We start from the raw sequence: 26,342 nt of genomic DNA, 5'->3' as shown, positions 1-26,342 counted from the left end.
GCTGTATTGCACTGGACAACAAGCTATTTCGCTAAGACGAGCCAGTGCTGCAGTCGGCGTCACGCCATGAGACAATCACCGGTTATGAGGTTGCTGCTGGCGCTGATCGCCGTTCCGGCCGCGATCATGCTCGCCGCGCCCGCGCACGGCGAGCCGGATGCGGGCGGCGTCGACGAGGCGAGCTTTCTCGCGTCGCTGCGAAGCGCGGGCATCACCTACAAGACGCCGGAGGCGGCGGTCCAGTTCGCCCAAGCGGTGTGCACTGCAATGGGCAACGGCGAGTACGGCCCCCAGATGGTCAACGATTTGAAGGGCCAAAATCCCGGGCTCACTACGGAACACGCCACGTCGTTCCTGGGGATCGCCGCGAAATTCTACTGTCCCCAGCAACTGAACAAGAGCTAGCCTGGCGTCGGCCATAACGGGAACCGTTTGGCGGCGCACGGGTTTCGCACGCATGGACGCAACGCATCCGGTTCGGCTCGGGGCCACCTGCCGTTCACCTGAGAGTGATTAGCTCCGCCGGTGCTGACCCGGGGGAAGGAGTGCCGATGGAGACCACGCTGAGCGTCGCCGACTTCGCGCTTCGGCTGGCCGTCGGCGTGGGATGTGGCGCCCTCATCGGCCTGGAGCGGCAATGGCGGGCGCGCCGGGCCGGCCTGCGCACCAACGCGCTGGTCGCCGGCGGCGCGACGCTGTTCGTCCTCTATGCCGCCGCCACCGCGGACACCAGCCCAACCAGGGTCGCGTCGTACGTGGTGTCCGGCATCGGATTCCTCGGCGGTGGCGTGATCCTGCGCGAGGGCGTCAACGTCCGGGGCCTCAACACCGCGGCCACCCTGTGGTGTTCTGCGGCGATCGGCGTCCTGGCGGCGTCGGGACACCTGGTGTTCGCGCTGATCGGCACCGGGACCGTCATCGCCATTCACGTGTTCGGGCGCCCCCTCGGCCGGCTGATCGACCGCGACAACACCGGCGACGAAGACGAAAGTTTGCGGCCCTACCTGGTGCAGGTGGTCTCCCGCCCGAAACACGAGCAGTACGCGCGCGCTCAGATCGTGCAGCACGCGAGCGGCAACGACATCACGCTGCGCGGCATCCATACCGGGCGGTCCGGCGACGACGAGGTCACGTTGTCCGCGCACCTACTCATGGACGGCGACGCCCCGTCCCGGCTGGAGCGGTTGGTGGCGGAGCTGTCGCTGCAGCCGGGGGTTCGCGCGGTGCAGTGGTACGCCGGCGACGAAGCGCAATCGGACCGTTAGGGGCGTGACTGCAGCTCCGGCGCGGCCGCGGCCAGGAGGTCGGCACGGTTCCCGGTCAGCGGCGGGTAGATGCGCCGGGTGTTGATCGTCCGCTTCGTGGCCTTGGCCCGTTCGCCACTTGACACCAGCAGCCGATCCCAACCTTCGGTGTAAACCGCGCCGGCCGGTCCGAGGTCGAGAACCGTTACATACCAAGGGATTCGGAGAGCCAGCAGCGGCTCGCCGAACAGGTCGCTGATCACGTTGTAGCCGGCGTAGCGTCCCATCGGGCGGCCGTGTTGACACGACATCACCGACAGGTGGTCGTCGTCCATACGGGCGGCGGCGACGTCGCCCGCGGCAAAAATTGCGGGGACGCCGATGACCCGCAGAAAGTCGTCGACGGGCAGCCGCCCCAGGCGGTCGCGCGCCACCGGCAGCTGCTCGGTCAGCGAGCTGGCACACATGCCGGCACACCACACCACCGTGGCCGCCGCCAGGTGTTCACCCGAGCTCAGCGACACGCCGCGCTCGCTGATCGCGGCGACGCCCACGCCCGCCCGGGTCTCGACGCCGTTGGCCTGTAGCGCGGATTCGATCACCGGACGCGCCGAGGTGCCCATGTCGGAACCGATGCGGCTTCGATCCAACAGCACGACTCGGGGAGTGACGTTGCTCCCAGCGAACAGCCGCCGCAACCTGTCCGGTAGCTCGCACGCCACTTCGATGCCGGTCAGACCCGCCCCGACCACGACGACGGTACCCGCCGCTGCCGTCGGGGAACCGTCGGCGAGCCGAAGCAGATGGTCCCGCAACGCGACGGCACCGTCATAGGTGTCGACGTCGAAGCCGAACTCCCGCAGACCCGGTAGAGCGGGTTTGCGGACCTGACTGCCCGAGGCCAGCACCAGGCGGTCGTAGTCGTACGTCACGCCACCCGCTGTGGCGACGGTGCGAGCGTCGGTGTCGATCGCGGTCACCTCGGTGGCGACATGTGCCACACCGACGGGGTCGAGCAGTCCGGCGAGCGGGATGCGGCATGGGCGCAGGTCGGCCTCGTAATTGCGCACGCGGACGTCGTGGAAGGGTTGGGTGGCCAACACGGTGATGGCGACCGCGCCCGTCGGGATCGCCAGCTCGTCGAGGCGGCGGGCTGCGCCGAGCGCCGCCCATAATCCGGCAAAGCCCGAGCCGATCACCACCACAGCGGTCAACTGCTCAACACCTCGCGTCGTTCGGCCCCGTCACCCCAGTGTGGGCCGCATGTCGAACCAAGGCGACGCGCCTGTCCGGCGGGTCGTCGTAGTCTTATGCCTGTGAGTGCGCTCTCAGGTTTCGTGTCCGCGCTGCCCCCGCAGATGCGGGATCCCGTGCTGCTCGCCATTCCCTTCTTCCTGTTGCTGTTGACGCTGGAATGGGCCGCGGCCCGAAAGCTGGAGAGCATCGCCGAAAATGCGCGGCCGGTTTCCGGCGCATACCTCACGCGCGACTCGCTGGCCAGCATTTCGATGGGGCTGGTCTCGGTGGGCACCACCGCCGCCTGGAAAACTCTGGCCCTGTTCGGCTACGCCGCGATCTATGCCTATGTGGCGCCCTGGCACCTTTCGGCGGCCCATTGGTACACCTGGGTCATCGCCATCCTCGGGGTTGACCTGCTGTATTACGCCTATCACCGGATCGCGCACCGGGTGCGGCTGATCTGGGCGACGCACCAGGCCCATCACTCCAGCGAATACTTCAATTTCGCGACCGCGCTGCGCCAGAAGTGGAACAACAGCGGCGAAATCCTGATGTGGGTGCCCCTGCCGCTGCTGGGGATCCCGCCCTGGATGGTGTTCTTCAGTTTCTCGATCAGCCTGATCTACCAGTTCTGGGTGCACACCGAGCGGATCGACAAGCTGCCCCGGCCCTTCGAATTCGTCTTCAACACCCCGTCACATCACCGGGTGCACCACGGGATGGACCAGATCTACCTCGACAAGAACTACGGCGGAATCCTCATCATCTGGGACCGGCTGTTCGGCAGCTTCCAGGCCGAGTTGTTCCGCCCGCACTACGGCCTGACCAAGCAGGTCGACACGTTCAACATCTGGAAGCTGCAGACCCGTGAATACGTCGCGATCGCCCACGACTGGCGTTCCGCGACCCGGCTGCGCGACCGTCTGGGCTACGTCTTCGGCCCGCCGGGCTGGGCCCCGCGCACCGCGGACCGCACCGAGGCCGCCGTTTCCCTGGCGACTTCTCCGTAACGCCCGCGGCGGACGCCGCGAAGACTTCTGCGTAACGGAAAGTCACGCCGTAATCTCAAATCGGTCGAGATTCGGCCCCGGACGGATCGGAGTTGATGGTGCGTCGCCTGGCAATGCGAGCGTTCACCGCGTCGATCACCGTGGCCGCGCTCGCGCACTGGATGCCGCCTGCGCCGGCCAAAGCCGACCCCGTCATGGTCTATCCGGGCATGGAGATCCGCCAGGACAATCGCGTCTGCACGCTGGGCTACGTCGACCCCAACCTCAAGATCGCATTCACCGCTGGGCACTGCCGCGGCGGCGCGGGCGTCGTCACCGACCGGGGCGGGGCCGTCATCGGCCGCCTGGCCGCCTTCCGGGACAACACCCCCAGCGGCACGACGGTGGCCACCGACCAGTTGATCACCGACTACGAGGCGATCGTGCTGGACAACGGCGTGATGGCAAACAACGTCCTGCCGGGCGGGCGTCCACTGATCTCGAATCCGGCGGCGGCGCTCGCCCCCGGACAGGCGATCTGCCACTTCGGCGTCAGCACCGGCGAAACCTGCGGGACGGTGGAGAGCGTGAACAACGGCTGGTTCACCATGTCGCACGGCGTGCAGAGCCACAACGGCGATTCGGGCGGCCCGGTGTACCTGCCTTCCAGCGCCGGTCCGGGGTTGCTCGTGGGGATCTTCAACAGCGTGTGGGGGGATTTCCCGGCGGCGGTGTCGTGGCGCGCCACCTCAGAGGAAGTCCGTGAGGACCTCGCTGTGACGCGCGGGGGCGCCCGCTAGGCGATTCAGCGGGCCTCGTCCGCCCCCGACAGGGCGAAAACCGGGATCGTGGGTGCGACGGCGCGGAACTCCTCGTCGGTGCTGTCCGGGGTCAGCCCGGCAACGTAGTCCTTGACCTGCCAGTACCAGCGTTCCAGATAGCGTCGCAGCAGTTCCGGTTTGGCCGTGTCGGCCACCTCGCTGACCCGTGCGCGGCGGCGGCGCCAGCGCGGGCCGGTTTCGACGATGCCCGCAGCCCGGACGTTGCGGGCCCACTGGGTGTTGCCGCGCGGTGAGACCAGGTAATCCACCCCGTCAACGGTCAGCAGATTGATGACGACCGCCCGCGTCTTCCCACTTTTGCGCCCGCGCACCCGCAGCGCATGGGTGCCGGCGATGCTGACACCCATCTCGGCAAGCCAGCGGATCACCGCGTTGGCGGCCCGCACGACCCCGCTCGGTTCTTCGTATCGGGTGGACATGTCGCATCCTCTCTCGCCAATCGTTGAGAGCAGTGCTCTCTCAACCGGGGACGTTGCCACACTCCTGGCCAGAAAGCAAGAGCGGTGATCTCGGTTGTGCCAGACTGACCGCGTGGGCAAACGCCAGGAGACCCGGCAGCAGATCGAGGCGCGCATCATCCAGCTCGGTCGCCAGCAGCTGGTCGACCGCGGTGCGGCCGGGTTGTCCGTGCGTGCGATCGCCCGCGACCTCGGCATGGTGTCGTCGGCCGTGTACCGCTACGTGTCCAGCCGCGACGAGCTGCTGACCTTGCTGCTGGTCGACGCCTACTCGGACCTGGCCGACGCCGTCGATCGCGCCCGCGAGGCGGTCGGGGACCTTTGGAGCGACGATGTCATCGCCATTTCCCGGGCGACACGGGAGTGGGCCGTCGCGCACCCGGCCCGCTGGGCCCTGTTGTACGGCAGCCCCGTGCCCGGTTATCACGCACCGCCCGAGCGCACCGTGGCCGTGGGAACCCGGGTGGTGGCGGCCTTCTTCGACGCCGTGGCGTCCGGCATCGCGACCGGCGACATCAGGCTGACCGATACCGTTGCGCCCCAACCGATGTCGTCGGACTTCGAGCGGATTCGCCAGGAGTTCGGCTTTCCCGGCGATGATCAGGTGGTCGCCAAGTGCTTCCTGTTGTGGGCGGGGGTGCTGGGTGCGATCAGTCTCGAGGTGTTCGGGCAATACGGCGCCGATACCCTGACCGACCCCGAGGCGGTGTTCGACGCGCAGCTTCGGCTGCTGGTGGACGTGTTGAGCCAACATTGACGGCCGGGCACGGCCGCCGGCCGGAATTAGAACATGTTCACCCAGCCCGCGGAGCGCGGAAGCCGCTCGCCATGGCAAAGTTTTCGCGGGCCTTTCTGGCTGCCGAGCAACTGGACTATCCTGCGAGGCGATGACCCTTCCCGTTCAATCGCCAACGCAGATCGCGTGGGTTACCACCGACCTCGATGCGACCGAAACCGCCCTCACCGGCTTGTTAGGAGTGCGCAAATGGGTCCGCATACCCGACGTGCACTTTGCTCCGGAATCCTGCAGCTACCGTGGCAAGCCAGCCGATTGCGTCGCCAGCATCTCGCTGAGCTATCTCGGCGACATGCAGTTGGAACTGATCCAACCCATCCGCGGGGAGAACATCTATAGTGACTTTCTGCGCGAATCCGGGCCCGGTCTGCACCACATTTGCGTGGAGGCCGAGAACCCCGGTCAGTTCGACGCGGTGTTGGCCGAGGCCGTGGAATTCGGCGCCGCGGTCGTGCAGCAAGGCGTGATGCCCGGCGGGATTCAGTTCGCCTATGTGTCAGCGCCGGAGGCGGCGGTGCCGTTTGTTGAGATCGCCTACATCCCGCCCGAAATGAGGGCGTTTTACGACTACATCAAACAGGAGCAGCGATGAGCCGTCCCAGCGACGATGCAGCACGCAGCGATGAAAAGGAGTGGCGCCAGTGAGCACGGAGATACCGGCAACGGTCAGCGCGGACGACGTGACGTCGTGGTCAGATGACGTCGACGTGGTGGTGATCGGCTTCGGCATTGCGGGCGGCTGCGCCGCCGTCAGTGCGGCGGCCGCCGGGGCGAAGGTGCTCGTCCTGGAGCGCGCCGCGGCGGCGGGCGGCACGACTTCGCTTGCCGGGGGCCACTTCTATTTGGGTGGAGGAACGGCGGTTCAGGAGGCCACGGGCCACGCCGACTCTCCGGAGGAGATGTACAAGTACCTGGTCGCCGTGTCCCGGCAGCCGGATCACGACAAGATCCGCGCCTACTGCGAGGGCAGCGTCGAGCACTTCAATTGGCTGGAAGACTTGGGTTTTCAATTCGAGCGCAGCTACTTTCCGGGCAAGGCGGTCATCCAGCCCAACACCGAGGGCTTGATGTTCACCGGCAACGAGAAGGTCTGGCCCTTCTTGGAGCAGGCGGCGCCGGCGCCGCGCGGCCACAAGGTGCCCGTGCCCGGCGACACCGGTGGCGCCAGCATGGTGATCGATCTGCTGCTGAAGCGCGCCGCGAACCTGGGCGTGCAGATCCGGTACGAGACGGGCGCGACCGAACTCATCGTCGACGGTTCGGGCGCGGTGAGCGGTGTCATGTGGAAGCAATTCTCCGAAACCGGTGCGATCAAGGCAAAGTCGGTGATCGTCGCTGCCGGGGGATTCGTGATGAACCCGGAGATGGTAGCCAAGTACACCCCCAAGCTGGCCGAGAAACCGTTCGTGCTGGGCAACACCTACGACGACGGGCTGGGCATCCGCTTGGGCGTATCGGCCGGCGGCGCAACCGAGCACATGGACCAGATTTTCATCACGGCTCCGCCGTACCCGCCGTCGATCCTGTTGACGGGCATCATCGTGAACAAACTGGGACAGCGCTTCGTCGCCGAGGATTCCTACCATTCCAGGACTTCCGGGTTCATCATGGATCAGCCGGACAGCGCGGCGTTCCTCATCGTCGACGAGGCGCACCTGGAGCACCCCAAGATGCCGCTGGTCCCGCTGATCGACGGATGGGAGACCGTCCCGGAAATGGAAGCCGCACTTGGCATTCCGGAGGGCAACCTGGTCGCGACGCTGGACCGTTACAACGCCAACGCCGCCCGCGGCGAGGACCCCGACTTTCACAAGCAGCCCGAATTCCTTGCGGCGCAGGATCACGGGCCGTGGGGGGCGTTCGACATGTCATTGGGTAAGGCGATGTACGCCGGTTTCACCATCGGCGGGCTCGCCACATCCGTGGACGGCGAGGTGCTGCGCGAGGACGGCACCGTCGTGCCGGGCCTGTACGCGGCCGGGGCGTGCGCGTCCAACATCGCCCAGGACGGTAAGGGCTACGCCAGCGGCACGCAGCTGGGGGAGGGCTCGTTCTTCGGGCGCCGCGCCGGAGCGCACGCGGCCCGAGGGGCTGCGGGAGTGTAGGCGCGCTAAGACCCAGCGCCGGAGCGCACGCGGCCCGGAACCGCTAGACGCGCGCGGGTTCCTTCTTCTCCTCCACGGGTCCCAGCCGCCACGGCCCGCCGCCGAGCAATTGCAGCTCTTGTTCGTGGTGCTGCTCGACGGTGGGCCGATGACTGACGCTGACCACCACACAGTCCGGCAGCTCGGTCCGCACCAGCTGGTACAAGGCGAATTCCAGACCCTCGTCCAGCGCGGAGGTGGCCTCGTCCAGGAAGACCGCTTTGGGTTTGGTGAGCAGGATGCGCGCGAAGGCGACACGTTGCTGCTCGCCCGGGGACAGCACCTTGGCCCAATCCCGCTCTTCGTCGAGCCGGTCCAGCAGTGGCGCCAGCGCGACTTTGGTGAGCACCTCTCGCAGCTCGGCATCGGAGACCTCGTCCGGCGAGTTCGGGTAGCACACCACGGTGCGCAGGCTGCCCAGCGGCACGTACGGCAGCTGCGACAGGAACATCGTCGCGTTGTCGCCCTGCGGACGGCAGAGCGTCCCGGACGCGTACGGCCACAACTCGGCCAGACTGCGCAGCAGCGTGGTCTTGCCGGCACCGGAACGCCCGGTGATCACCAGCGAATCGCCCTCGGCGAGTTGAACATCGAGCGGGTCGATCAGCCGATCGCCGGCGGGCGTGCGCACCTCGATGTCGCGAAGCTCGACGGGCGCCTCCTCGCTCGGCTTGACCAGGATGGTCGGCAGCGCGCGGCCCTTATCGTTGGCGTCGACCAGCCCGTGCAACCGGATGATCGACGCGCGGAAGGCCGCGAACGCGTCGTAGTTGTTGCGGAAGAACGACAGCGAATCCTGAATATTGCCGAAGGCCGTCGCGCTTTGCCCAACGTCGCCGAAATCGATCCGGCCGGCGAACAGGCGCGGCGCCTGAATCACCCACGGCAGCGGAACGATTGCCTGCGACACCGACCAGTTCCAGCCGTTGAAGATGATGGTCCGGCGGACGAACTTGCGGTAGTTGTCGATGATCGGAGTGAAGCGCCGCCACAGTTGCGCGCGCTCCACTCGCTCGCCGCGGTAGAAGCCCACGGCCTCTGCGGCATCGCGCAATCGAACCAGGGCGTACCGGAACGCGGCGTTCAGCTTCTCGTTGTTGAAGCTGAGCCAGATCAGCGGATGGCCGAGCCAGATCGCCACCAGCGTGGCGATCAGCACGTAGATCAGGACGGTCCAGAACATCGCCCGCGGGAGCTCGACGCCCAACACGTTCAGGTTGCCGGACAGATTCCACAGGATCGCCGCGAAGGAGATCACCGAGGCCACCGCGTTCACGGCCCCGAACAGCAGGGTGCTGCCCGTCCCGTTCGAGGGGATGTTCGGCGTACCGCCCGCATTCGCGGTGAAGATGTCGATGTCCTGCTGGATGCGCTGGTCGGGGTTGTCGATGGTGTGGTCGATGAACAGGTCCCGGTAGTAAGCCCGGCCGGCGAGCCAGTCGTCGGTGAGATTGGCCGTCAGCCACATGCGCCAGGCGATGATGAACCGCTGCGTCAGGTAGATGTCCACCATGAACCGGATGACGTACAAGACCGCCAGCACGCTGAAGATCGCGATCGACATCCAAAAGCCGTGTATCCCGGACTGTTTGACGTTTTCGTCGTCGGCCGCGAGGCCCTGCACCGCCTTTTGTACCGCGGTGTACAGGTCGTTGCCCTGGTAGCTGAGCAACACCATCAGCCGCACGGACAGGAGTACGGACAGCAACAGCACGGCCAGCATCGCCCACACCCGCACGCTGTGCGCGCCGACGAAGTAACCGCGCGTGATCCGCCAGAACTGCTGGCCCCAGGGCGTGAGGTACCTGAAGGCGACCAGCACGATGAACAGCACCACCGCGCTGACGACCCACGCGATGGCTACCCACCGCAGGGAATCCACGGTGGCCGTCGACCAGTCGATCGACGGCTTGAACGGCTTCGGGCCCATGGTCGCTATCTCCTCGGGGTCGAGCTGGTGGACGCTGCCGGAACTTCAAATCCTCCGGCGAAGGTACCCGAAGGATCTGGATAGGCTGCGGTTATGAGCACCGACGCCGTCTCCACACAAACATTGCACGCCGGCCGGCTTATCGCGCGGCGCCTGCGCGCCAGCGGTGTCGACACCGTCTTCACCTTGTCGGGTGGCCACCTGTTTTCCGTTTACGACGGCTGCCGCGAGGAAGGGATTCGGCTGATCGATACCCGTCACGAGCAGACCGCGACCTTCGCCGCGGAAGGGTGGTCGAAAGTGATGAGGGTGCCCGGCGTCGCCGCGCTCACCGCGGGGCCGGGCGTCACCAACGGCATGAGCGCGATGGCGGCGGCTCAGCAGAACCAGTCACCCCTGGTCGTTTTGGGCGGCCGCGCGCCCGCGCAGCGGTGGGGCATGGGCTCGCTGCAGGAGATCGATCACGTGCCGTTCGTGGCGCCGCTGGCCCGCTTCGCCGCCACGGCGCAGTCGGCCGGCGACGCCGGCCGGCTCGTCGACGAGGCGTTGCTGGCGGCGGTCGGCGCCCCGTCGGGCGTCGGCTTCGTCGACTTCCCCATGGACCACGTGTTTTCCATGTCCGAGGATCACGGCCGCCCCGGCGCCCTCACCGACCTGGCACCGGGGCCCACTCCCGACGGCGACGCGCTGGGTCGCGCCGCCGGCCTGCTCTCGGCGGCGCAGCGGCCGGTGATCATGGCCGGCACCAACGTCTGGTGGGGACACGGGGAGGCGGCGCTGCTGCGCCTCGCCGAGGAACTGCAGATCCCCGTGCTGATGAACGGCATGGCCCGCGGCGCGGTGCCCGCGGATCACCCGTTGGCCTTCTCCCGGGTGCGCGGAAAAGCGTTGGGGGAGGCCGACGTTGCGCTGATCGTCGGCGTGCCGATGGACTTCCGGCTCGGCTTCGGTGCGGTGTTCGGGCCACAAACCCGGCTCATCGCGGTGGACCGGGCCGAACCCGAGCGCAAACATCCCCGCCCGGTTGAGGCCGAGCTCTACGGCGACCTGCTGTCGACACTTGCGGCGCTGGCCGCCGGCGGCGGGACCGATCACCAAGACTGGATCGACGAACTCCGAACGTCCGAGACGGCGGCACGCGGCAAGGAAAAGGCCGAGCTGGTCGACGACCGCGTCCCGTTGCACCCCATGCGGGTGTATGCGGAGCTGGCGCCGATGCTGGACCGCGATGCGATCGTCGTCATCGACGCCGGCGACTTCGGGTCCTACGCCGGACGGGTGATCGACAGCTACCAACCGGGCTGCTGGCTGGACAGCGGCCCCTTCGGCTGCCTCGGCTCGGGCCCCGGCTACGCCCTGGCCGCCAAGCTCGCCCGCCCGGACCGTCAGGTCGTCCTCCTGCAGGGCGACGGCGCCTTCGGCTTCAGCGGCATGGAATGGGACACCCTGGTTCGGCACAACGTGCCCGTCGTCTCGGTGATCGGCAACAACGGAATCTGGGGGCTGGAAAAGCACCCCATGGAGGCGTTGTACGGCTATTCGGTGGTGGCGGAACTGCGTCCGGGCACCCGCTACGACGAGGTGGTGCGTGCCCTGGGTGGCCACGGCGAGCTGGTCTCCGCGCCGGCCGAGCTGCGGCCCGCGCTGGAACGCGCCTTCACCAGCGGCCTGCCCGCCGTCGTCAACGTCCTCACCGACCCCACCGTCGCCTACCCACGCCGCTCGAACCTGGCCTGAGGGCCGGACGGGCGGCGTGTCGCGCCCCGCGGCGGCGGTCCGCGGTTCGCGTACCGTTGACCTGTGCCAAAGACCTCCCGCGCGCAACCCGGCGGCCTGAGCAGCCGATTTTGGCGACTGCTCGGCGCCAGCACGGAAAAGAACCGCAACCGATCCCTTTCGCAGGTCACCGAGTCGTCCGAGTATGACGAGGAAGCCGCCGGCCTCACCGACGAGCAGCTTCGCAAGGCCGCCGGTCTGCTCAAACTGGGCGATCTCGCGGAGTCCGAGGACATCCCGCAATTCCTCGCGATCGCCAGGGAGGCGGCCGAACGAGCGACCACGCTGCGCCCGTTCGACGTGCAGCTGCTCGGTGCGTTGCGCATGCTCGCCGGCGACGTCATCGAAATGGCCACGGGCGAAGGCAAAACGCTCTCCGGAGCGATCGCGGCTGCGGGCTACGCCCTGGCCGGCCGGCACGTCCACGTGGTGACCATCAACGATTACCTGGCCCGCCGTGACGCGGAGTGGATGGGCTCGCTCATCGAGGCAATGGGGTTGACGGTCGGCTGGATCACGGCCGAGTCGACGAGCGAGGAGCGCCGCGCCGCCTATGGCTGCGACGTCACCTATGCCTCGGTCAACGAGATCGGTTTCGACGTGCTGCGCGATCAACTCGTGGTCGACGTCGACGACCTGGTGTCGCCGAACCCCGACGTGGCCCTGATCGACGAGGCCGACTCGGTGCTCGTCGACGAGGCGTTGGTGCCGCTGGTGCTGGCGGGGACCACGCACCGGGAAACGCCGCGGCTGGAGATCATCAAGCTGGTCGGCCAGCTGAAACCGGACACCGACTTCGAGACCGACGCCGACAGCCGCAACGTCCATCTGACCGACGTCGGGGCGCGCAAGGTCGAGAAGGCGCTCGGCGGCATCGACCTCTACTCCGAGGAGCACGTCGGCACGACCCTAACCGAGGTCAACGTCGCGCTGCACGCGCACGTGCTGCTGCAGCGCGACGTGCACTACATCGTCCGCGATGACGCTGTGCACCTGATCAACGCCGCCCGCGGCCGCATCGCCCAACTGCAGCGCTGGCCGGACGGCCTGCAGGCCGCCGTGGAGGCGAAGGAGGGCATCGAGACCACCGAGACCGGGGAAGTGCTGGACACGATCACGGTGCAGGCACTGATCAACCGCTACGAAACCGTGTGCGGCATGACCGGCACCGCGCTGGCCGCCGGGGAACAGCTGCGTCAGTTCTACAAGCTCGGCGTGTCCCCAATTCCGCCGAATGAGCCCAACATTCGCGAAGACGAGTCCGATCGCGTCTACATCACTGCCGCGGCCAAGAACGACGGAATCGTCGCCCACATCGCCGAGGTGCATGAGACCGGGCAACCGGTACTGGTCGGCACGCGGGACGTGGCCGAATCCGAGGAACTGCACGAACGGCTGCTGCGCCGGGGCGTGCCCGCGGTGGTGCTCAACGCGAAGAACGACGCCGAGGAAGCCGAGGTCATCGCCGAGGCCGGCAAGTACGGGGTGGTGACGGTGTCGACGCAGATGGCGGGGCGCGGCACCGACATTCGGCTCGGCGGCTCGGACGAAGCCGACCACGACAGGGTCGCCGAACTCGGCGGGCTGCACGTGGTCGGCACCGGACGGCATCACACCGAGCGGCTGGACAACCAGTTGCGCGGCCGCGCCGGACGACAGGGCGACCCCGGCTCTTCGGTGTTCTTCTCGAGCTGGGAGGACGACGTCGTGGCGGCCAACCTCGACCACAACAAGCTGCCGATGGAAACCGACGAGGACGGCCGGATCGTCAGCCCCAAGGCGGCCGGGCTGCTCGACCACGCCCAGCGCGTCGCCGAGGGCCGGATGCTCGACGTGCACGCCAATACCTGGCGCTACAACCAGCTGATCGCCCAGCAGCGCGCCATCATCGTCGATCGGCGAAACACGTTGCTGCGCACCGCAAGCGCGCGCGAGGAGCTCGCCGAGCTGGCGCCCAAGCGGTACAAGGAGTTGTCGAAGGACATTCCCGAGGATCGCCTGGAGAGGATCTGCCGGCAGATCATGCTCTATCACCTCGACCGCGGCTGGGCCGATCATCTGGCGTACCTCGCGGATATCCGCGAAAGCATCCACCTGCGGGCGCTGGGCCGGCAGAATCCGCTGGACGAGTTCCACCGGCTGGCGGTCGACGCGTTCGCGTCGCTGGCCGCGGATGCGATCGAGGCCGCGCAGCAGACGTTCGAGACGGCGAACGTCCTCGAGGAGGAACAGGGCCTGGATCTGTCCAAGCTGGCCCGTCCCACCTCGACGTGGACCTACATGGTCAACGACAACCCGTTGTCCGACGACACGCTGTCCACGCTGAGCCTGCCCGGCGTCTTCCGCTAGGTCGTCGACGGCGGGCGCCGAACGTGCGTCCAGCCGCACACCGGGGACCGAGTGTGCGTCCAGCCGCGCACTCGGCGTTCGACTAAGGTCACGGCTTATGGAGCCGGCGCTTCCGCCCAACCGGGTGCTGACGGTCCCCAACGCGCTGAGCGCGATCCGCCTGGTGCTCATCGGAGTGTTCGTCTACGCCCTGCTGGTGGCGCACGCCAATGGGTGGGCGGTCGGGATCTTGATGTTCAGCGGTGCGTCCGACTGGGCCGACGGCAAGATCGCCCGACTGCTCGATCAGTCGTCGCGGCTCGGCGTTCTTCTCGACCCGGCGGTCGACCGCCTCTACATGGTCTGCGTTCCCGTCGTGATGGCGCTGAGCGGGATCGTGCCGTGGTGGTTTGTCGCCATCCTGCTGGTGCGCGACGGGCTGCTGGCCGCGACGCTGCCGCTGCTGTGGAGCCGCGGGCTGTCCGCGCTGCCCGTCACCTACATCGGGAAGGCCGCCACGTTCGCGTTGATGTCCGGTTTTCCGCTGGTGCTGCTCGGGACGTGGGACGCCCTGTGGAGCCGGGTCGTCGGGGCCTGCGGCTGGGCGTTCCTGATCTGGGGCATGTACGGCTACCTGTGGGCGTTCGCGCAGTACGTGGTGCAGATGACGTTGGTGCTGCGCCGGATGCCCCGGGTCAAACACGGCGGACGCCCGCCCGCCGCGCCGAAGGCGGTCGAACATGGCTGACCCGGACCGCCTGCTCGGCGGCTACGACCCCAACGCCGGGCGCAGCGCCCACGTGGCGGCGCGCCCGCAGCTGATCCCGGTGCCGTCCCTGCTGCGCGCCCTACTCTCCGAGCACCTGGACCCCGGGTACGCCGCGGCGGCGGCCAAACGCGGCGACGCCGCGGCGCACGCGCACGGGCGCGACCGCGCCTTCGGCTGGCTGTGGCAGGCGCTGGCGGCGCTGCTGATCGCCATGGTCTTCGCCGCCGCCGTCGCGCAGGCCCGCTCGGTGGCCCCCGGTGTGCGCTCGGCGCAGCAACTGCTGCTCGGCAATGTGCGTTCCACCGAAAAAACTGCGGCCAAACTCGCCCAGCGGCGCACCGAACTGTCCTCCCGGGTGGATGGCGTGCAGCGCCGCGCACTGGCCGACGACGCCGAAGGGCAGCGGCTGCTGGCCCGCCTCGACGCGCTCGGCCTGGCGGCGGCCAGCACGGCGGTCATCGGCCCAGGGCTGAAGGTCACCGTGACCGATCCGGGCGCCAGCCCGAACCTTTCCGACGTTTCCAAGCAGCGGCTCGGCGGCAGCAGGCAGATCATTTTGGACCGGGATCTGCAGCTGGTCGTCAACTCGTTGTGGGCCAGCGGCGCCGAGGCGATTTCGGTCGGTGGGGTCCGCATCGGGCCCAACGTGACCATCCGGCAAGCCGGCGGCGCGATCCTGGTTGACAACAATCCCACCAGCAGCCCGTACACGATTCTCGCGGTGGGGCCGCCCCGCGCGATGCGGGACGTCTTCGACCAGAGCTCCGGCCGACAGCGTCTTAAGCTGCTGGAGGTCTCCTACGGTGTCGTCGTCACCGTGGACGCCGCCGACGGGCTGACGCTGCCCGCGGGATCGATCCGGGATATCAAGTTCGCCAAACAGATTGGGCCACAGTGAGAACAGCCCTCGACAGGCATCTACGGCTTTGCGAGTCGCGGACGGGACGTCAGGCATGATCGGCATCGCGGCGCTGGCGATCGGCATCGTGCTCGGCCTGGTCTTTCACCCCGCCGTGCCCGAGGTCGTCCAGCCCTACCTGCCCATCGCGGTGGTCGCGGCGCTGGACGCGGTGTTCGGCGGGTTGCGCGCCTATCTGGAACGCATCTTCGATCCGAAAGTCTTCGTGATCTCGTTCGTGTTCAACGTTTTCGTGGCCGCACTGATCGTGTACGTCGGCGACCAGCTGGGCGTGGGCACGCAGTTGTCCACCGCGATCATCGTGGTGTTGGGAATCCGCATCTTCGGCAACGCCGCCGCGCTGCGGCGCCGGCTGTTCGGGGCGTGACGGGGCGATGTGGAGGAGCGGCGCCATGACCGGGAGGAGGCCAGCGTGAGCAAGGACCCGCCGGACGGCGCCGCCGAAAGTGGTGACGCGGCAAGCCCTACGCAGCACGGCCGCCACGAACTTCCCGCCAAACGCCCTCGCCCGGAGATCGGGCCGGTGCGCCGCACCGGACTGTCCGCGCTGGTCCGCGGCGGTCGTTCCCGGCTGGCTTTCGGGATGTTGGCGGCCCTGTTGTGTCTGCTGTTGGGCGTCGCCATCGTCACGCAGGTCCGCCAGAACGAGTCGGGCGACTCGCTGGAAACGGCGCGCCCCGCGGACTTGTTGGTGTTGTTGGACTCGCTACGGCAGCGGGAGGCCACCCTCAACGCCGAAGTGAATGAATTGCAGAACACGCTGAATTCGTTGCAGGCGTCCGGCAATAACGACCAGGCCGCGATCCAGGCCGCGCAGGCCAAGCTGGCGGCGCTGTCCATCCTGGCCGGCGCGGTCGGCGCCACCGGGCCGGGCGTCACCGTCACGATCGACGACCCCGGGCCGGGGGTTTCGCCGGAGGTGATACTCGACGTGATCAACGAACTGCGTGCCGCCGGCGCCGAGGCGATCGAAATCAACGACGCGCACCAATCCGTCCGCGTCGGTGTCGACACCTGGGTAGTCGGGATGCCTGGCTCGCTGACGGTCGACACCAAGACGCTGTCGCCCCCGTATTCGATTCTGGCGATTGGCGATCCGCCCACCCTGGCCGCGGCGATGAACATTCCGGGCGGCGCCGAGGACAGCATCAAGCGCGTCGGTGCGCGGATGTCCGTCCGGCAGGCCGACCGGGTGGACGTGACCACCTTGCGACAACCAAAACCGCACCAATACGCTCAGCCCGTCAAGTGAGCAATTCTCCGAACAGAACAGGACGACTTGTGAGCGATATCCCGCCCGATCTGCACTACACCGCCGAACACGAGTGGGTTCGCCGAAGCGGTGAGGACACCGTGCGGGTCGGCATCACCGACTTTGCCCAGTCGGCCCTGGGCGACGTCGTCTTTGTTCAGCTGCCCGAGGTGGGCACCGAAGTGACCGCGGGTGAATCGTTCGGCGAGGTCGAGTCGACGAAATCGGTCTCGGATCTGTACGCCCCGGTGTCGGGCACGGTGTCCGCGGTCAACGCCGATCTGGAAGGCAGCCCGCAGCTGGTCAACTCCGAGCCGTACGGGGGCGGATGGCTGCTGGACGTGCGGGTGTCGGACGTCGCCGCGCTGGAGTCGGCCATTTCGTCGCTGCTTGACGCCGAGGCCTACCGCGGAACGCTGACCGAATGACGATTGCTAATGTGCCTGCCAGCCCCGCGCGGCGACGCGAGCGGTGCGGCGGGCCGACGGGGGGAAGGCGGGCAATCGGTCTTCCGATCGTCGGGTGGGGGGCACATTGCCGACCTATGCGCGGTACCGTCGACACATCGACACTTGAACGCACGAGCCTGAGTAATCGGCAGTACCGGGCGAGAAAACCCAGTGAGCAGCCGGCCGAGCGGCCCGGTCAGACAACGCCACAGCGGCCAGTGAGGAGCAGCGCGTGACGGATATGGACAACGACCAGACCTCTGACGAAGTCACGGTGGAGACGACTTCCGTCTTTCGTGCCGACTTCCTCAACGAACTGGACGCTCCCGCGCAGGCGGGCACCGAGAGCGCGGTCTCCGGGGTGGAAGGCCTCCCGGCAGGCTCCGCGCTGCTGGTCGTCAAACGGGGGCCCAACGCGGGGTCGCGCTTCTTGCTCGACCAGCCCATCACCTCCGCCGGCCGGCATCCCGACAGCGACATTTTTCTGGATGACGTCACCGTCAGTCGCCGCCACGCCGAATTCAGGTTGGAAAACAACGAATTCAGCGTGGTCGATGTCGGTAGCCTGAATGGCACGTACGTCAACCGGGAGCCCGTCGACTCGGCGGTGCTCGCCAACGGCGACGAGGTACAGATCGGCAAGTTCCGCTTGGTATTTTTGACCGGGCCCAAGCAGGGTGAGGACGGAGGATCCGGAGGCTAGTGAGCGCACCCGATAGCCCGGCACTGGCCGGGATGTCGATTGGGGCGGTCCTGGAACTGTTGAGGCCGGACTTTCCCGATGTCACGATCTCCAAGATTCGCTTCCTGGAGGCCGAAGGACTGGTGACGCCGCAGCGCGCCGCGTCGGGCTATCGGAGATTTACCGCATACGACTGCGCCCGGTTGAGGTTCATCCTGACCGCGCAGCGCGATCACTACTTGCCGCTCAAGGTCATCCGGTCGCAGCTGGACGCGCAACCCGACGGCGAACTGCCGCCCTCCGGCTCGCCCTACGCCGGGCCGCGTCTGGTGTCGGTGGCGGGAGTCGGGGAGGTCGGCGCCGAGCCGGGCTCCGGGGCCGGTTCCGACGCGGCCGCGGTGGCGCCGTCGAGCATCCGGCTGAGTCGTGAAGATCTGCTGGAGCGCTCAGGGGTGGCCGACGACCTGTTGACGGCGCTGCTCAAGGCGGGCGTGATCACCACCGGCCCGGGCGGCTTCTTCGACGAACACGCCGTGGTCATCCTGCAATGCGCGCGAGCGTTGTCGGAATACGGTGTGGAGCCGCGGCATCTGCGTGCATTCCGTTCGGCGGCCGACCGGCAATCCGACCTGATCGCCCAAATCGCCGGGCCGCTAGTCAAAGCCGACAAGGCCGGCGCCCGCGATCGCGCCGACGACCTGGCGCGTGAGGTGGCGGCCCTCGCCATCACCTTGCACACGTCGCTGATCAAATCCGCCGTTCGCGACGTTCTGCATCGCTGAGGACTAGACTTCGTCGATAGCTTGGTTTTCAGCGGCATAGCGACGATCCGGCGTCGTCGTTGCGCCAAGAACCGACACGGCGGCATATGCGGAGGGCAGACACAAATGGGTGAAGTTCGTGTTGTCGGCATTCGCGTTGAGCAGCCCCAGAACCAGCCGGTCCTCTTACTGCGCGAGACCGACGGCGACCGATACCTGCCGATCTGGATCGGTCAATCGGAGGCTGCCGCCATCGCGCTAGAGCAGCAAGGCGTCGAGCCTCCCCGCCCCCTGACACACGATCTGATCAGGGATGTCATTGCCGCGCTTGGTCATTCGCTGAAAGAGGTGCGGATCGTCGATCTGCAAGAGGGCACCTTTTACGCCGATCTGGTCTTCGACCGCAACATCACCGTGTCGGCCCGGCCGTCGGATTCGGTGGCGATAGCGCTGCGCGTCGGTGTGCCGATCTACGTCGAGGAGACCGTGCTGGCCCAGGCCGGCCTGCTCATCCCCGACGAGACCGACGAAGAGGGGGGCACCGCCGTCCGCGAGGACGAGGTGGAGAAGTTCAAGGAGTTTCTCGACAGCGTGTCTCCGGACGATTTCAAGGCCACTTAGACAGTTTTAGGGAGCGTCCGAGCGGCTTGGCGCGGCGCGTCGGCCGGGTACTACCCTGGACACCGACATCACGGGTGGATCTCAACTAGCACCGGGATGTCGACACGCCTGGCGGATAGCGCCCTCACTTAGCCCGGCGGCGGCCATACTTTGATCACGACTTAAGGGCGCGGTAGCTATCGAACAGCGTAAGCTCTCTAGCACTCGGGCCTGAGCAAACGTGGCTGCGACGCAGCCAGTGACGCAGCTGGAAACGAAAGCTCGATCGGCGAGAGGAAGCACCGTGAGCGAGCAGCCACGCCAAGAACAGCTGGACCTAGCTGACCACCCGGCCGCCGCACCGGAAGCACCCGTGCAGCCCGGACTGTTCCCCGACGACTCCGTGCCGGACGAGCTGGTCGGGTACCGCGGCCCCAGCGCCTGCCAGATCGCCGGAATCACCTACCGCCAGTTGGACTACTGGGCCCGCACGTCATTGGTGGTGCCCTCGATCCGCAGCGCGGCGGGCTCGGGCAGCCAGCGGCTCTACTCGTTCAAGGACATCCTGGTTCTCAAGATCGTCAAGCGCCTGCTCGACACCGGGATCTCGCTGCACAACATCCGGGTCGCCGTCGATCATCTGCGCCAGCGCGGCGTGCAGGATCTGGCCAACATCACGTTGTTCTCCGACGGCACCACGGTTTACGAATGCACCTCGGCGGAAGAGGTTGTCGACCTACTGCAGGGCGGCCAGGGCGTGTTCGGCATCGCCGTGTCTGGCGCAATGCGCGAGCTGACCGGCGTGATCGCCGACTTCCCCGGTGAGCGGGCCGACGGGGGCGAGTCGATCGCCGCCCCGGAAGACGAGCTGGCGTCCCGGCGCAAGACGCGCGACCGCAAGATCGGTTAAGCGCACTCGCTCGAGCGGGTAAACTGGGTTCCGCATCGCACTCGTGCGGGAGAGTTCCGTGACGGCCAGCCACGGACGCCGAAGGAGCAACACCTCTCCGCTAACCTCTCAGGCACCCGGACCGCCCGAGTTAACGATGCCTCTGGAAAGCGGTGCCGACCCCGGCGGTCGGCACCCGCCGATGGGGAAAGGCGCTCAGACGTCAGCGGGCGCCGAATCTCTCAGGCGCCCGGCGCACGGGTGAAGACAGAGGGAGAGGACCGCTAGTCCTCTCCCTGTCCCTGTCCACCAGGAGTTTCGCCAGTGCCCGAGCAAACAACCTTCGCCGCCCGCCACATCGGCCCGGACGCCCAGGCCGTCGCGGCCATGCTGGCCGTCATCGGAGTCGACTCGCTCGACGAGCTGGCCGCCAAGGCCGTCCCGGCGGGCATCCTCGACAAGCCCACCGGCGGCGGTGCGGCACCCGGTCTGGACGAATTGCCCCCAGCCGTCACCGAGACCGAGGCGCTGGCGGAGCTGCGGGCGCTCGCCGACGCCAACACCGTGGCCGTCTCGATGATCGGGCAGGGCTACTACGACACGCTCACCCCGCCGGTGCTGCTGCGCAACGTGCTGGAAAACCCGGCCTGGTACACCGCCTACACGCCGTACCAGCCCGAGATCAGCCAGGGCCGGCTGGAGGCGCTGCTGAATTTCCAGACCATGGTTGCCGACCTGACCGGACTGGAAGTCGCCAACGCCTCGATGCTCGATGAGGGCACCGCGGCCGCCGAGGCCATGTCGCTGATGCACCGCGCGACCCGCGGCACGTCGAACCGGCTGGCCGTCGACGCCGACCTGTTCGCCCAGACCGCTGCCGTGTTGGCGACGCGGGCCCAGCCGTTGGGCATCGAGATCGTCACCGCCGACCTGCGCGAGGGCCTGCCCGAGGGCGAGTTCTTCGGCGTCATCACCCAGCTGCCCGGCGCCAGCGGCCGCATCACCGACTGGGCCGCCCTGGTGGAGCAGGCCCACGAACGTGGCGCACTGGTCGCGGTCGGCGCCGACCTGCTGGCGTGCACACTGATCACCCCACCCGGCGACATCGGTGCCGACGTCGCGTTCGGAACGACCCAACGATTCGGTGTGCCAATGGGATTCGGCGGTCCGCACGCCGGATACCTCTCGGTGCACTCCAAGCACGCGCGCCAGCTGCCTGGCCGGCTGGTCGGTGTGTCGCTGGACGCCGACGGGTCCCCGGCCTACCGGCTGGCCCTGCAGACGCGCGAGCAGCACATCCGCCGGGACAAGGCGACCAGCAACATATGCACGGCGCAGGTGCTGCTGGCGGTGATGGCCGCGATGTACGCCAGCTACCACGGCGCCGACGGGCTGGTGCAGATCGCCCGCCGCGTGCACGCGCACGCCGCGGCGATTGCCGCCGCACTGGGTGATGCCCTGGTGCACGACGCGTTCTTCGACACCGTGCTGGCGCGGGTTCCGGGACGCGCCGACGAGGTGGTGGCCGCGGCCAAGGCGAACGGCGTCAACGTGTGGCGCGTCGACGCCGACCACGTGTCGGTCGCCTGCGACGAAGCCACCACGGACGCGCACGTGGCGGCGGTTCTGGAAGCCTTCGCCAGGTCGGCGGCCGGCGCCGTCGCGAGCGATATCAAGGACATCGCGACCCGCACCTCGGAATTCCTTTCCCACCCGGCGTTCACGCAGTACCGGACCGAAACGGCGATGATGCGCTATCTGCGCACGCTGGCGGACAAGGATATCGCCTTGGACCGCAGCATGATTCCCCTCGGCTCGTGCACGATGAAGCTCAATGCCGCCGCGGAGATGGAACCGATCACCTGGCCGGAATTCGCGCGTCAGCATCCGTTCGCCCCGGCGTCGGACACCCCCGGCCTGCGCCGGCTCATCAGTGACCTGGAGGGCTGGCTGGTGCAGATCACCGGCTACGACGCCGTCTCGCTGCAGCCCAACGCCGGTTCGCAGGGCGAGTATGCCGGGCTGCTGGCCATCCACGACTACCACGCCAGCCGGGGCGAGCCCCACCGCAACATCTGCCTCATCCCGTCCAGCGCGCACGGCACCAACGCGGCGTCGGCGGCGCTGGCCGGCATGCGGGTGGTGGTGGTGGCCTGCCACGACAACGGGGACGTCGACCTCGACGACCTGCGCGCCAAGGTCGCCGAGCACGGCGACGCGTTGTCGACGCTGATGATCACCTATCCGTCCACCCACGGCGTCTATGAACACGACATCACCGAGATCTGCGCGGCTGTGCACGACGCCGGCGGCCAGGTGTACGTCGACGGCGCCAACCTCAACGCGCTCGTCGGCCTGGCCCGGCCGGGGAAGTTCGGCGGCGACGTCAGCCACCTGAACCTGCACAAGACGTTCTGCATCCCGCATGGGGGCGGAGGACCGGGGGTGGGACCCGTGGCGGTGCGTTCGCACCTGGCGCCGTTCCTGCCCGGGCACCCGCATGCCCCCGAGCTGCCCGAAGGTCATCCGGTGTCGTCGGCGCCCTACGGGTCCGCCTCGATCCTGCCGATCAGCTGGGCCTACATCAGGATGATGGGCGCCGACGGCCTGCGGGCGGCGTCGCTGACCGCGATCGCGTCGGCCAACTACATCGCCCGCCGGCTCGACGAGTACTTCCCCGTGCTCTACACCGGCGAGAACGGCATGGTCGCCCACGAGTGCATCCTGGATCTGCGGCCGATCACCAAGTCGACCGGAGTCACCGTCGACGATGTCGCAAAGCGCTTGGCCGACTATGGTTTTCACGCGCCGACGATGAGCTTCCCGGTGGCCGGCACGCTCATGGTGGAGCCCACCGAGAGCGAGACCCTGACCGAGGTCGACGCCTTCTGCGAAGCCATGATCGCCATCCGCGGGGAGATCGACCGGGTGGGTGCGGGGGAGTGGCCGGTTGACGACAACCCGCTGCGGGGCGCGCCGCACACCGCCGAGTGCCTGTTGGTCGCCGACTGGCAGCACCCGTACACGCGGGAAGAGGCCGCCTATCCGCTCGGGAAGAACTTCCGGCCGAAGGTGTGGCCGCCGGTGCGGCGCATCGACGGCGCCTACGGCGACCGCCACCTGGTCTGCTCGTGCCCGCCCGTAGAGGCGTTCGCTTAACGGGACGCTTGTCAGCCGAAGCGCTCGATGATCGCCGCGGCGATCTGGTCCGGTGCATCCTCCTGGATGAAGTGCTTGGCATGGGGCAGCTCGACGAGGACGTGGTCGGGAAAGGCCGCGCGCATGCGCGGGAGCGTGGGGCCGGGCCGGAACGCGAAATCCTTCATGCCCCAAACGAACAGGGCCGGTTTGGCGCCCAGCTTGGCCGGCACTTCCCGGGCGAGTCGCGCCAGCAGGGGGCCGGCGGCCACGATCTGCTTGGGCATCTCGGCGACGCCTTTGCGGGCCTCGGGGCTGGGCTGCACCGCCCGGTAGTGCCGCATCACCGCGTCGCTCGGGCGGTGCTCGGTCCCGGCGGGGACGAGACGCTCGACGAAGAAATTGCGGTGCAGGATCGCGTATTGCATCGGGGGACTGGACATCACCCGGCTGAACATTTTCGTCGTGAATTCGTCGGTCGGCCAGAACCAGGTGTTGCCCAGGATGACGCCGCGCACCCGCTCGGCGCGCTCCACCGCGACCGCCATGCTGATCGGCCCACCCCAGTCCTGGCCCATCGTCAGGAAGTTCTCGAGGCCGAGATGGTCGACGAACTCACCGACCACCCGGGCGTGCTCCTCGATGGTGTATCCGAACGCAGCGGGGCGGTCCGACAGCCCGAACCCGAGGTAATCCGGTGCGATGCAACGGAACCTGTCGCGCAGCGCGATGACGATGTTGCGATAGAGGAAGCTCCACGTCGGGTTGCCATGGCACAGCAGGATCGGCGGGCCTTCGAACCCGGCGGGGCCTTCGTCGATGTAGTGCATGCGCCCCTGCGAGCTGTCGAACCAGCGCGACTGGAACGGATAGAGCCGGGGGTCCGGCGTGAAGTCGATGCTCATTGCGCTCCTTTCGGTAGCGCCCATGATGCTAGGTCCGGAGTGTGACAACACCGAGCCGGTGCGCGCGGTCGCGTACCAGTACCGGCCGAGGGCCGCGCGTCAGCTCAAGAAGGCGTTCATGGCCGCGGCGAGGTCCGGGGACGCCGATGTGGCGAGGTTCTGGTAGCCGCCACCGCTGAGCTGGGCGACCGCTTCCCACGTCGCGCGGTCCGGGTCGCCGCCGAAGTCGATGACGTTTACCGCGATGGGCTTGGCCGGGTCGGCGCTCTTGCGGATGAAATCCTGCAACCCGGGGCCGTCCAGGCTCTGGTCGGTGTGCGGACCCGCCGTGATGACCAATATCGAATTGGTCTGGCCGGGGTGGTAATTGGCCTGCAGCTCTTGGTAGATCATGCGCAGCGTGGTGAACGACACGGCGCCACCCGGCGACGAGTACTGCTTGTCCAACGCTGCGGTCAGCGCCGCCGAACGCGGCTGGCCGTTCACCGGGTCGCCCAGCGGACCGCCGGGCACCTCCGACCGTCCCTCGTGGCCGTCGAACGTCCACAGCCCCACCACTGAGGTGGGTGGCAGCGCCCTGATCTTGTCCTGCAGTGCGGCGATCACGTTCGCCAGGCGGGACTTCCCGCCCTCCTGGCCGGGCATCGACTGGTCGAGCATGATGGTCGCGGCCAGCCCGCTCGACGGGCTGGCCATCGCCTCGGCCAGGGTCGCGCGCATCGCGTCGTCACCCACCGACACCGTCGCCGGCAGCGCCGGGAACGTGGTGACCGGGCTGCTCGGTGGCTTGACTCCGTTGACCCGGAACCCGGCCTTGGCCAGCTTGGCGAGTTGGTCGGGCTTGTGCATGAAGCGGGCGAACTCGCTGGCCGCCGAGGTCTGGTCCTTCGTCAGCCACGAGCCGCTGAGCAGCACCGTGGGGTAGTCGGCGACCGGCACCGGCCCGGACGGTAGCCAGGACCCCAACATGCCCTTCGCGTCGGGCAACGATTGGCCGCGCTGGAACAGCTGCTGCTCGGTGGTGATCACCGCATGCACTGGGGCGTTTGCCGCATCAGGGGGTCCGAGCAGCGCGTCCATCGCCTCGGTCAGCGACTTGTTCGCCAGTTTGGGTTGCGCGCTCAGCAAGGCGCGCACCGCTCCGGTGCCCTGGGTCGCCGGCGCGCCGGGAGGTGTCGACGCGGCCGCCACCGCTTCTCCGGCCAGGAACGCCGCGTCACCGTTGCCGTTCATCGGCAGGGCCAACCGCAGCGACCCCCACGCCGGCAGATTCACGCCGGCCAAGCCGTTCGGGTTGGTCTGCAGCCCGGGCAGCGCCCCCCAGTTCTGGTTGCCGAGCGCCCGCTGCAGTTCCGGCCGGACGGCAAGCACCACGGGCGACGTCACCAGCGAGCGGCTGTCGGTGATCGTCTTCTGCGCCGTGGCCCCGGCCAGCCGCGCCGCGGAGACCGAGCTGCCCGGAATCCATAACGCTGGCTGCCCGCCCAGCTCGGCGGGCCACTTGCCGATGAAGCCGTTCAGCACCGCGTCGGAGCCGGCCGGCTTGACGCTGACCTCCACGCAGTGGTCGCCGATGGGACCGGCCGAGGAGTTGTAGCTCTCCGCGAACTGCTGCACCGAGTCGGCGATCGACGGGTCGGCGACGACGGCGACCGTTTCCTTACCGCCCACGCAGCGCCCGGCCGCCTGGTGCGAACGGTTGGACAACGCATCGCCGAAGAAGCTCCACAGGATGACGCTGCCCACCACCACGACGACGGCGACGAGGGCCACGATGACGCCGATGCTGACTCCGCGGCGGCCGCCCTCGCTGCGATGGCCGCCCCGCCAATCGCCGAGGCCGCGGTGGCCGCGGCCGAACAGCGACGGCGACGAGGCCGGCGGCTCCGCGCTCGGCGGCCCGGGCTGGCGCGGCGGGAATTCCGGGTAGTCGTCGGCGGTGCCGGCCTCGAACGCGTCCTCGGCGGCGTAGGGGTCTTCGTCGGCGTCGAAGTCGTCCTCGAGCGGATAGTCACCCTCGTCGGCGTAGTTCTCGCTGACGGCGTCCCGGTGACGGTCGTCGGTGTCGCCGTTTTCGTATGGCTCGTCGACGGAGTCCCCAGGGTCGGGCAAACTGTGCCTACCCATAGCGGTGTCCGTCGCCTCTCCGTCGATCCATCCGACTAGTTGTGAACCCGCCGCTGATCTTAGTCGTCAGCGGCACCGATGCTCCGCGAGCCCGATTAAGGCACG

General features: G+C 68.0%; 24 protein-coding genes and 2 riboswitches. Of the genes, 19 read left to right on the top strand and 5 right to left on the bottom strand.

The features are described from left to right. Positions 1 to 84 precede the first annotated feature (84 nt). Both H7J89_RS21690 and H7J89_RS21685 read left to right on the top strand, forming a co-directional pair. Positions 85 to 405, top strand: a complete 321-nt coding sequence (locus tag H7J89_RS21690) for a DUF732 domain-containing protein (RefSeq protein ID WP_264046509.1) — start codon at positions 85 to 87, stop codon at positions 403 to 405. 146 nt (positions 406 to 551) lie between these two features. Beyond that, entirely contained in the window at positions 552 to 1,265 is a 714-nt protein-coding gene (locus H7J89_RS21685; RefSeq protein WP_264046507.1) for an MgtC/SapB family protein, read from the top strand. Here the strand turns inward: H7J89_RS21685 and H7J89_RS21680 are convergent. Then, positions 1,262 to 2,458: an NAD(P)/FAD-dependent oxidoreductase gene (locus H7J89_RS21680; RefSeq protein WP_264046505.1), complete on the bottom strand. Its 1,197-nt coding sequence runs from the start codon at positions 2,456 to 2,458 to the stop codon at positions 1,262 to 1,264. The two genes, H7J89_RS21685 and H7J89_RS21680, sit on opposite strands and share 4 nt — an antisense overlap. A 102-nt stretch (positions 2,459 to 2,560) precedes the next feature. Between H7J89_RS21680 and H7J89_RS21675 the strand changes: the two genes are divergently transcribed. Continuing rightward, on the top strand, positions 2,561 to 3,493 hold the full coding sequence (locus H7J89_RS21675) for a sterol desaturase family protein (protein ID WP_264046504.1): 933 nt from the start codon (positions 2,561 to 2,563) through the stop codon (positions 3,491 to 3,493). A gap of 95 nt (positions 3,494 to 3,588) precedes the next feature. Then, complete coding sequence (locus tag H7J89_RS21670; RefSeq protein WP_264046502.1) at positions 3,589 to 4,272, top strand: Rv1815 family serine proteinase; 684 nt, start codon at positions 3,589 to 3,591, stop codon at positions 4,270 to 4,272. 5 nt (positions 4,273 to 4,277) lie between these two features. On the opposite strand, the gene H7J89_RS21665 is transcribed toward H7J89_RS21670, so the two are convergent. Then, positions 4,278 to 4,733 carry a nitroreductase/quinone reductase family protein gene (locus tag H7J89_RS21665; protein ID WP_264046500.1) on the bottom strand — a complete coding sequence of 152 codons (456 nt, stop codon included), beginning with the start codon at positions 4,731 to 4,733 and terminating at the stop codon, positions 4,278 to 4,280. Positions 4,734 to 4,845: 112 nt separating this feature from the next. Between H7J89_RS21665 and H7J89_RS21660 the strand changes: the two genes are divergently transcribed. The 3 genes from H7J89_RS21660 (at position 4,846) to H7J89_RS21650 (ending at position 7,673) form a co-directional block, all read left to right on the top strand. Further along, on the top strand, positions 4,846 to 5,529 hold the full coding sequence (locus tag H7J89_RS21660) for a TetR/AcrR family transcriptional regulator (protein WP_067210092.1): 684 nt from the start codon (positions 4,846 to 4,848) through the stop codon (positions 5,527 to 5,529). A 130-nt stretch (positions 5,530 to 5,659) separates the two neighbouring features. Beyond that, positions 5,660 to 6,160 carry a VOC family protein gene (locus H7J89_RS21655; RefSeq protein WP_264046497.1) on the top strand — a complete coding sequence of 167 codons (501 nt, stop codon included), beginning with the start codon at positions 5,660 to 5,662 and terminating at the stop codon, positions 6,158 to 6,160. Between the two features lie 49 nt (positions 6,161 to 6,209). After that, entirely contained in the window at positions 6,210 to 7,673 is a 1,464-nt protein-coding gene (locus H7J89_RS21650) for an FAD-binding protein (RefSeq protein WP_264046495.1), read from the top strand. A gap of 43 nt (positions 7,674 to 7,716) precedes the next feature. On the opposite strand, the gene bacA is transcribed toward H7J89_RS21650, so the two are convergent. Further along, positions 7,717 to 9,642: a vitamin B12 ABC transporter pemease/ATP-binding protein BacA gene (bacA, locus tag H7J89_RS21645; protein WP_264046493.1), complete on the bottom strand. Its 1,926-nt coding sequence runs from the start codon at positions 9,640 to 9,642 to the stop codon at positions 7,717 to 7,719. Positions 9,643 to 9,735: 93 nt separating this feature from the next. On the opposite strand from bacA, the gene H7J89_RS21640 reads away from it, so the two are divergent. The 12 genes from H7J89_RS21640 to gcvP all read left to right on the top strand — a co-directional run bounded on the left by H7J89_RS21640 (position 9,736) and on the right by gcvP (position 23,226). Then, on the top strand, positions 9,736 to 11,379 hold the full coding sequence (locus tag H7J89_RS21640; RefSeq protein ID WP_264046491.1) for an acetolactate synthase: 1,644 nt from the start codon (positions 9,736 to 9,738) through the stop codon (positions 11,377 to 11,379). 63 nt (positions 11,380 to 11,442) lie between these two features. Then, complete coding sequence (gene secA2, locus H7J89_RS21635) at positions 11,443 to 13,767, top strand: accessory Sec system translocase SecA2 (protein ID WP_264046489.1); 2,325 nt, start codon at positions 11,443 to 11,445, stop codon at positions 13,765 to 13,767. 97 nt (positions 13,768 to 13,864) lie between these two features. Continuing rightward, positions 13,865 to 14,494 (top strand): CDP-alcohol phosphatidyltransferase family protein, encoded by a 630-nt coding sequence (locus H7J89_RS21630; RefSeq protein ID WP_264046487.1) that lies wholly within the window; start codon positions 13,865 to 13,867, stop codon positions 14,492 to 14,494. After that, positions 14,487 to 15,413 carry a DUF881 domain-containing protein gene (locus tag H7J89_RS21625; RefSeq protein WP_264046485.1) on the top strand — a complete coding sequence of 309 codons (927 nt, stop codon included), beginning with the start codon at positions 14,487 to 14,489 and terminating at the stop codon, positions 15,411 to 15,413. The genes H7J89_RS21630 and H7J89_RS21625 overlap by 8 nt, the downstream gene beginning before the upstream one ends. 55 nt (positions 15,414 to 15,468) lie before the next feature. Continuing rightward, on the top strand, positions 15,469 to 15,801 hold the full coding sequence (locus H7J89_RS21620) for a small basic family protein (RefSeq protein ID WP_007170008.1): 333 nt from the start codon (positions 15,469 to 15,471) through the stop codon (positions 15,799 to 15,801). Between the two features lie 45 nt (positions 15,802 to 15,846). Further along, the gene (locus H7J89_RS21615; RefSeq protein WP_372513819.1) at positions 15,847 to 16,686 is read left to right on the top strand and encodes a DUF881 domain-containing protein; all 840 of its coding nucleotides are present in this window, start codon (positions 15,847 to 15,849) and stop codon (positions 16,684 to 16,686) included. A 29-nt stretch (positions 16,687 to 16,715) separates the two neighbouring features. After that, the gene (gcvH, locus tag H7J89_RS21610; protein ID WP_264046484.1) at positions 16,716 to 17,114 is read left to right on the top strand and encodes a glycine cleavage system protein GcvH; all 399 of its coding nucleotides are present in this window, start codon (positions 16,716 to 16,718) and stop codon (positions 17,112 to 17,114) included. A gap of 262 nt (positions 17,115 to 17,376) precedes the next feature. Then, entirely contained in the window at positions 17,377 to 17,838 is a 462-nt protein-coding gene (garA, locus tag H7J89_RS21605; protein ID WP_276042445.1) for a glycogen accumulation regulator GarA, read from the top strand. Further along, positions 17,838 to 18,599, top strand: coding sequence for a transcriptional regulator FtsR (gene ftsR, locus H7J89_RS21600; protein ID WP_264046480.1), 762 nt, complete (start codon positions 17,838 to 17,840; stop codon positions 18,597 to 18,599). The genes garA and ftsR overlap by 1 nt, the downstream gene beginning before the upstream one ends. Before the next feature lie 105 nt (positions 18,600 to 18,704). Further along, the gene (locus H7J89_RS21595) at positions 18,705 to 19,199 is read left to right on the top strand and encodes a bifunctional nuclease family protein (RefSeq protein WP_264046540.1); all 495 of its coding nucleotides are present in this window, start codon (positions 18,705 to 18,707) and stop codon (positions 19,197 to 19,199) included. A gap of 283 nt (positions 19,200 to 19,482) precedes the next feature. Continuing rightward, positions 19,483 to 20,088 carry a MerR family transcriptional regulator gene (locus H7J89_RS21590; RefSeq protein WP_264046478.1) on the top strand — a complete coding sequence of 202 codons (606 nt, stop codon included), beginning with the start codon at positions 19,483 to 19,485 and terminating at the stop codon, positions 20,086 to 20,088. A gap of 36 nt (positions 20,089 to 20,124) precedes the next feature. Further along, a riboswitch (glycine riboswitch) is annotated at positions 20,125 to 20,222 on the top strand. Positions 20,223 to 20,224: 2 nt separating this feature from the next. Next, a riboswitch (glycine riboswitch) is annotated at positions 20,225 to 20,348 on the top strand. Between the two features lie 43 nt (positions 20,349 to 20,391). Then, entirely contained in the window at positions 20,392 to 23,226 is a 2,835-nt protein-coding gene (gcvP, locus tag H7J89_RS21585) for an aminomethyl-transferring glycine dehydrogenase (protein ID WP_264046476.1), read from the top strand. Positions 23,227 to 23,237: 11 nt separating this feature from the next. On the opposite strand, the gene H7J89_RS21580 is transcribed toward gcvP, so the two are convergent. After that, positions 23,238 to 24,110: a haloalkane dehalogenase gene (locus H7J89_RS21580; RefSeq protein WP_264046474.1), complete on the bottom strand. Its 873-nt coding sequence runs from the start codon at positions 24,108 to 24,110 to the stop codon at positions 23,238 to 23,240. A gap of 99 nt (positions 24,111 to 24,209) precedes the next feature. Beyond that, complete coding sequence (locus H7J89_RS21575) at positions 24,210 to 26,237, bottom strand: substrate-binding domain-containing protein (RefSeq protein ID WP_264046472.1); 2,028 nt, start codon at positions 26,235 to 26,237, stop codon at positions 24,210 to 24,212. Positions 26,238 to 26,342: the final 105 nt, after the last annotated feature.

It is taken from the genome of Mycobacterium paraffinicum (assembly GCF_025822865.1).
GTDB classification, from domain to species: domain Bacteria; phylum Actinomycetota; class Actinomycetes; order Mycobacteriales; family Mycobacteriaceae; genus Mycobacterium; species Mycobacterium paraffinicum.
Note: the sequence above shows the minus strand (reverse complement) of the source record. Positions and strands in the feature narration are given on the sequence as shown.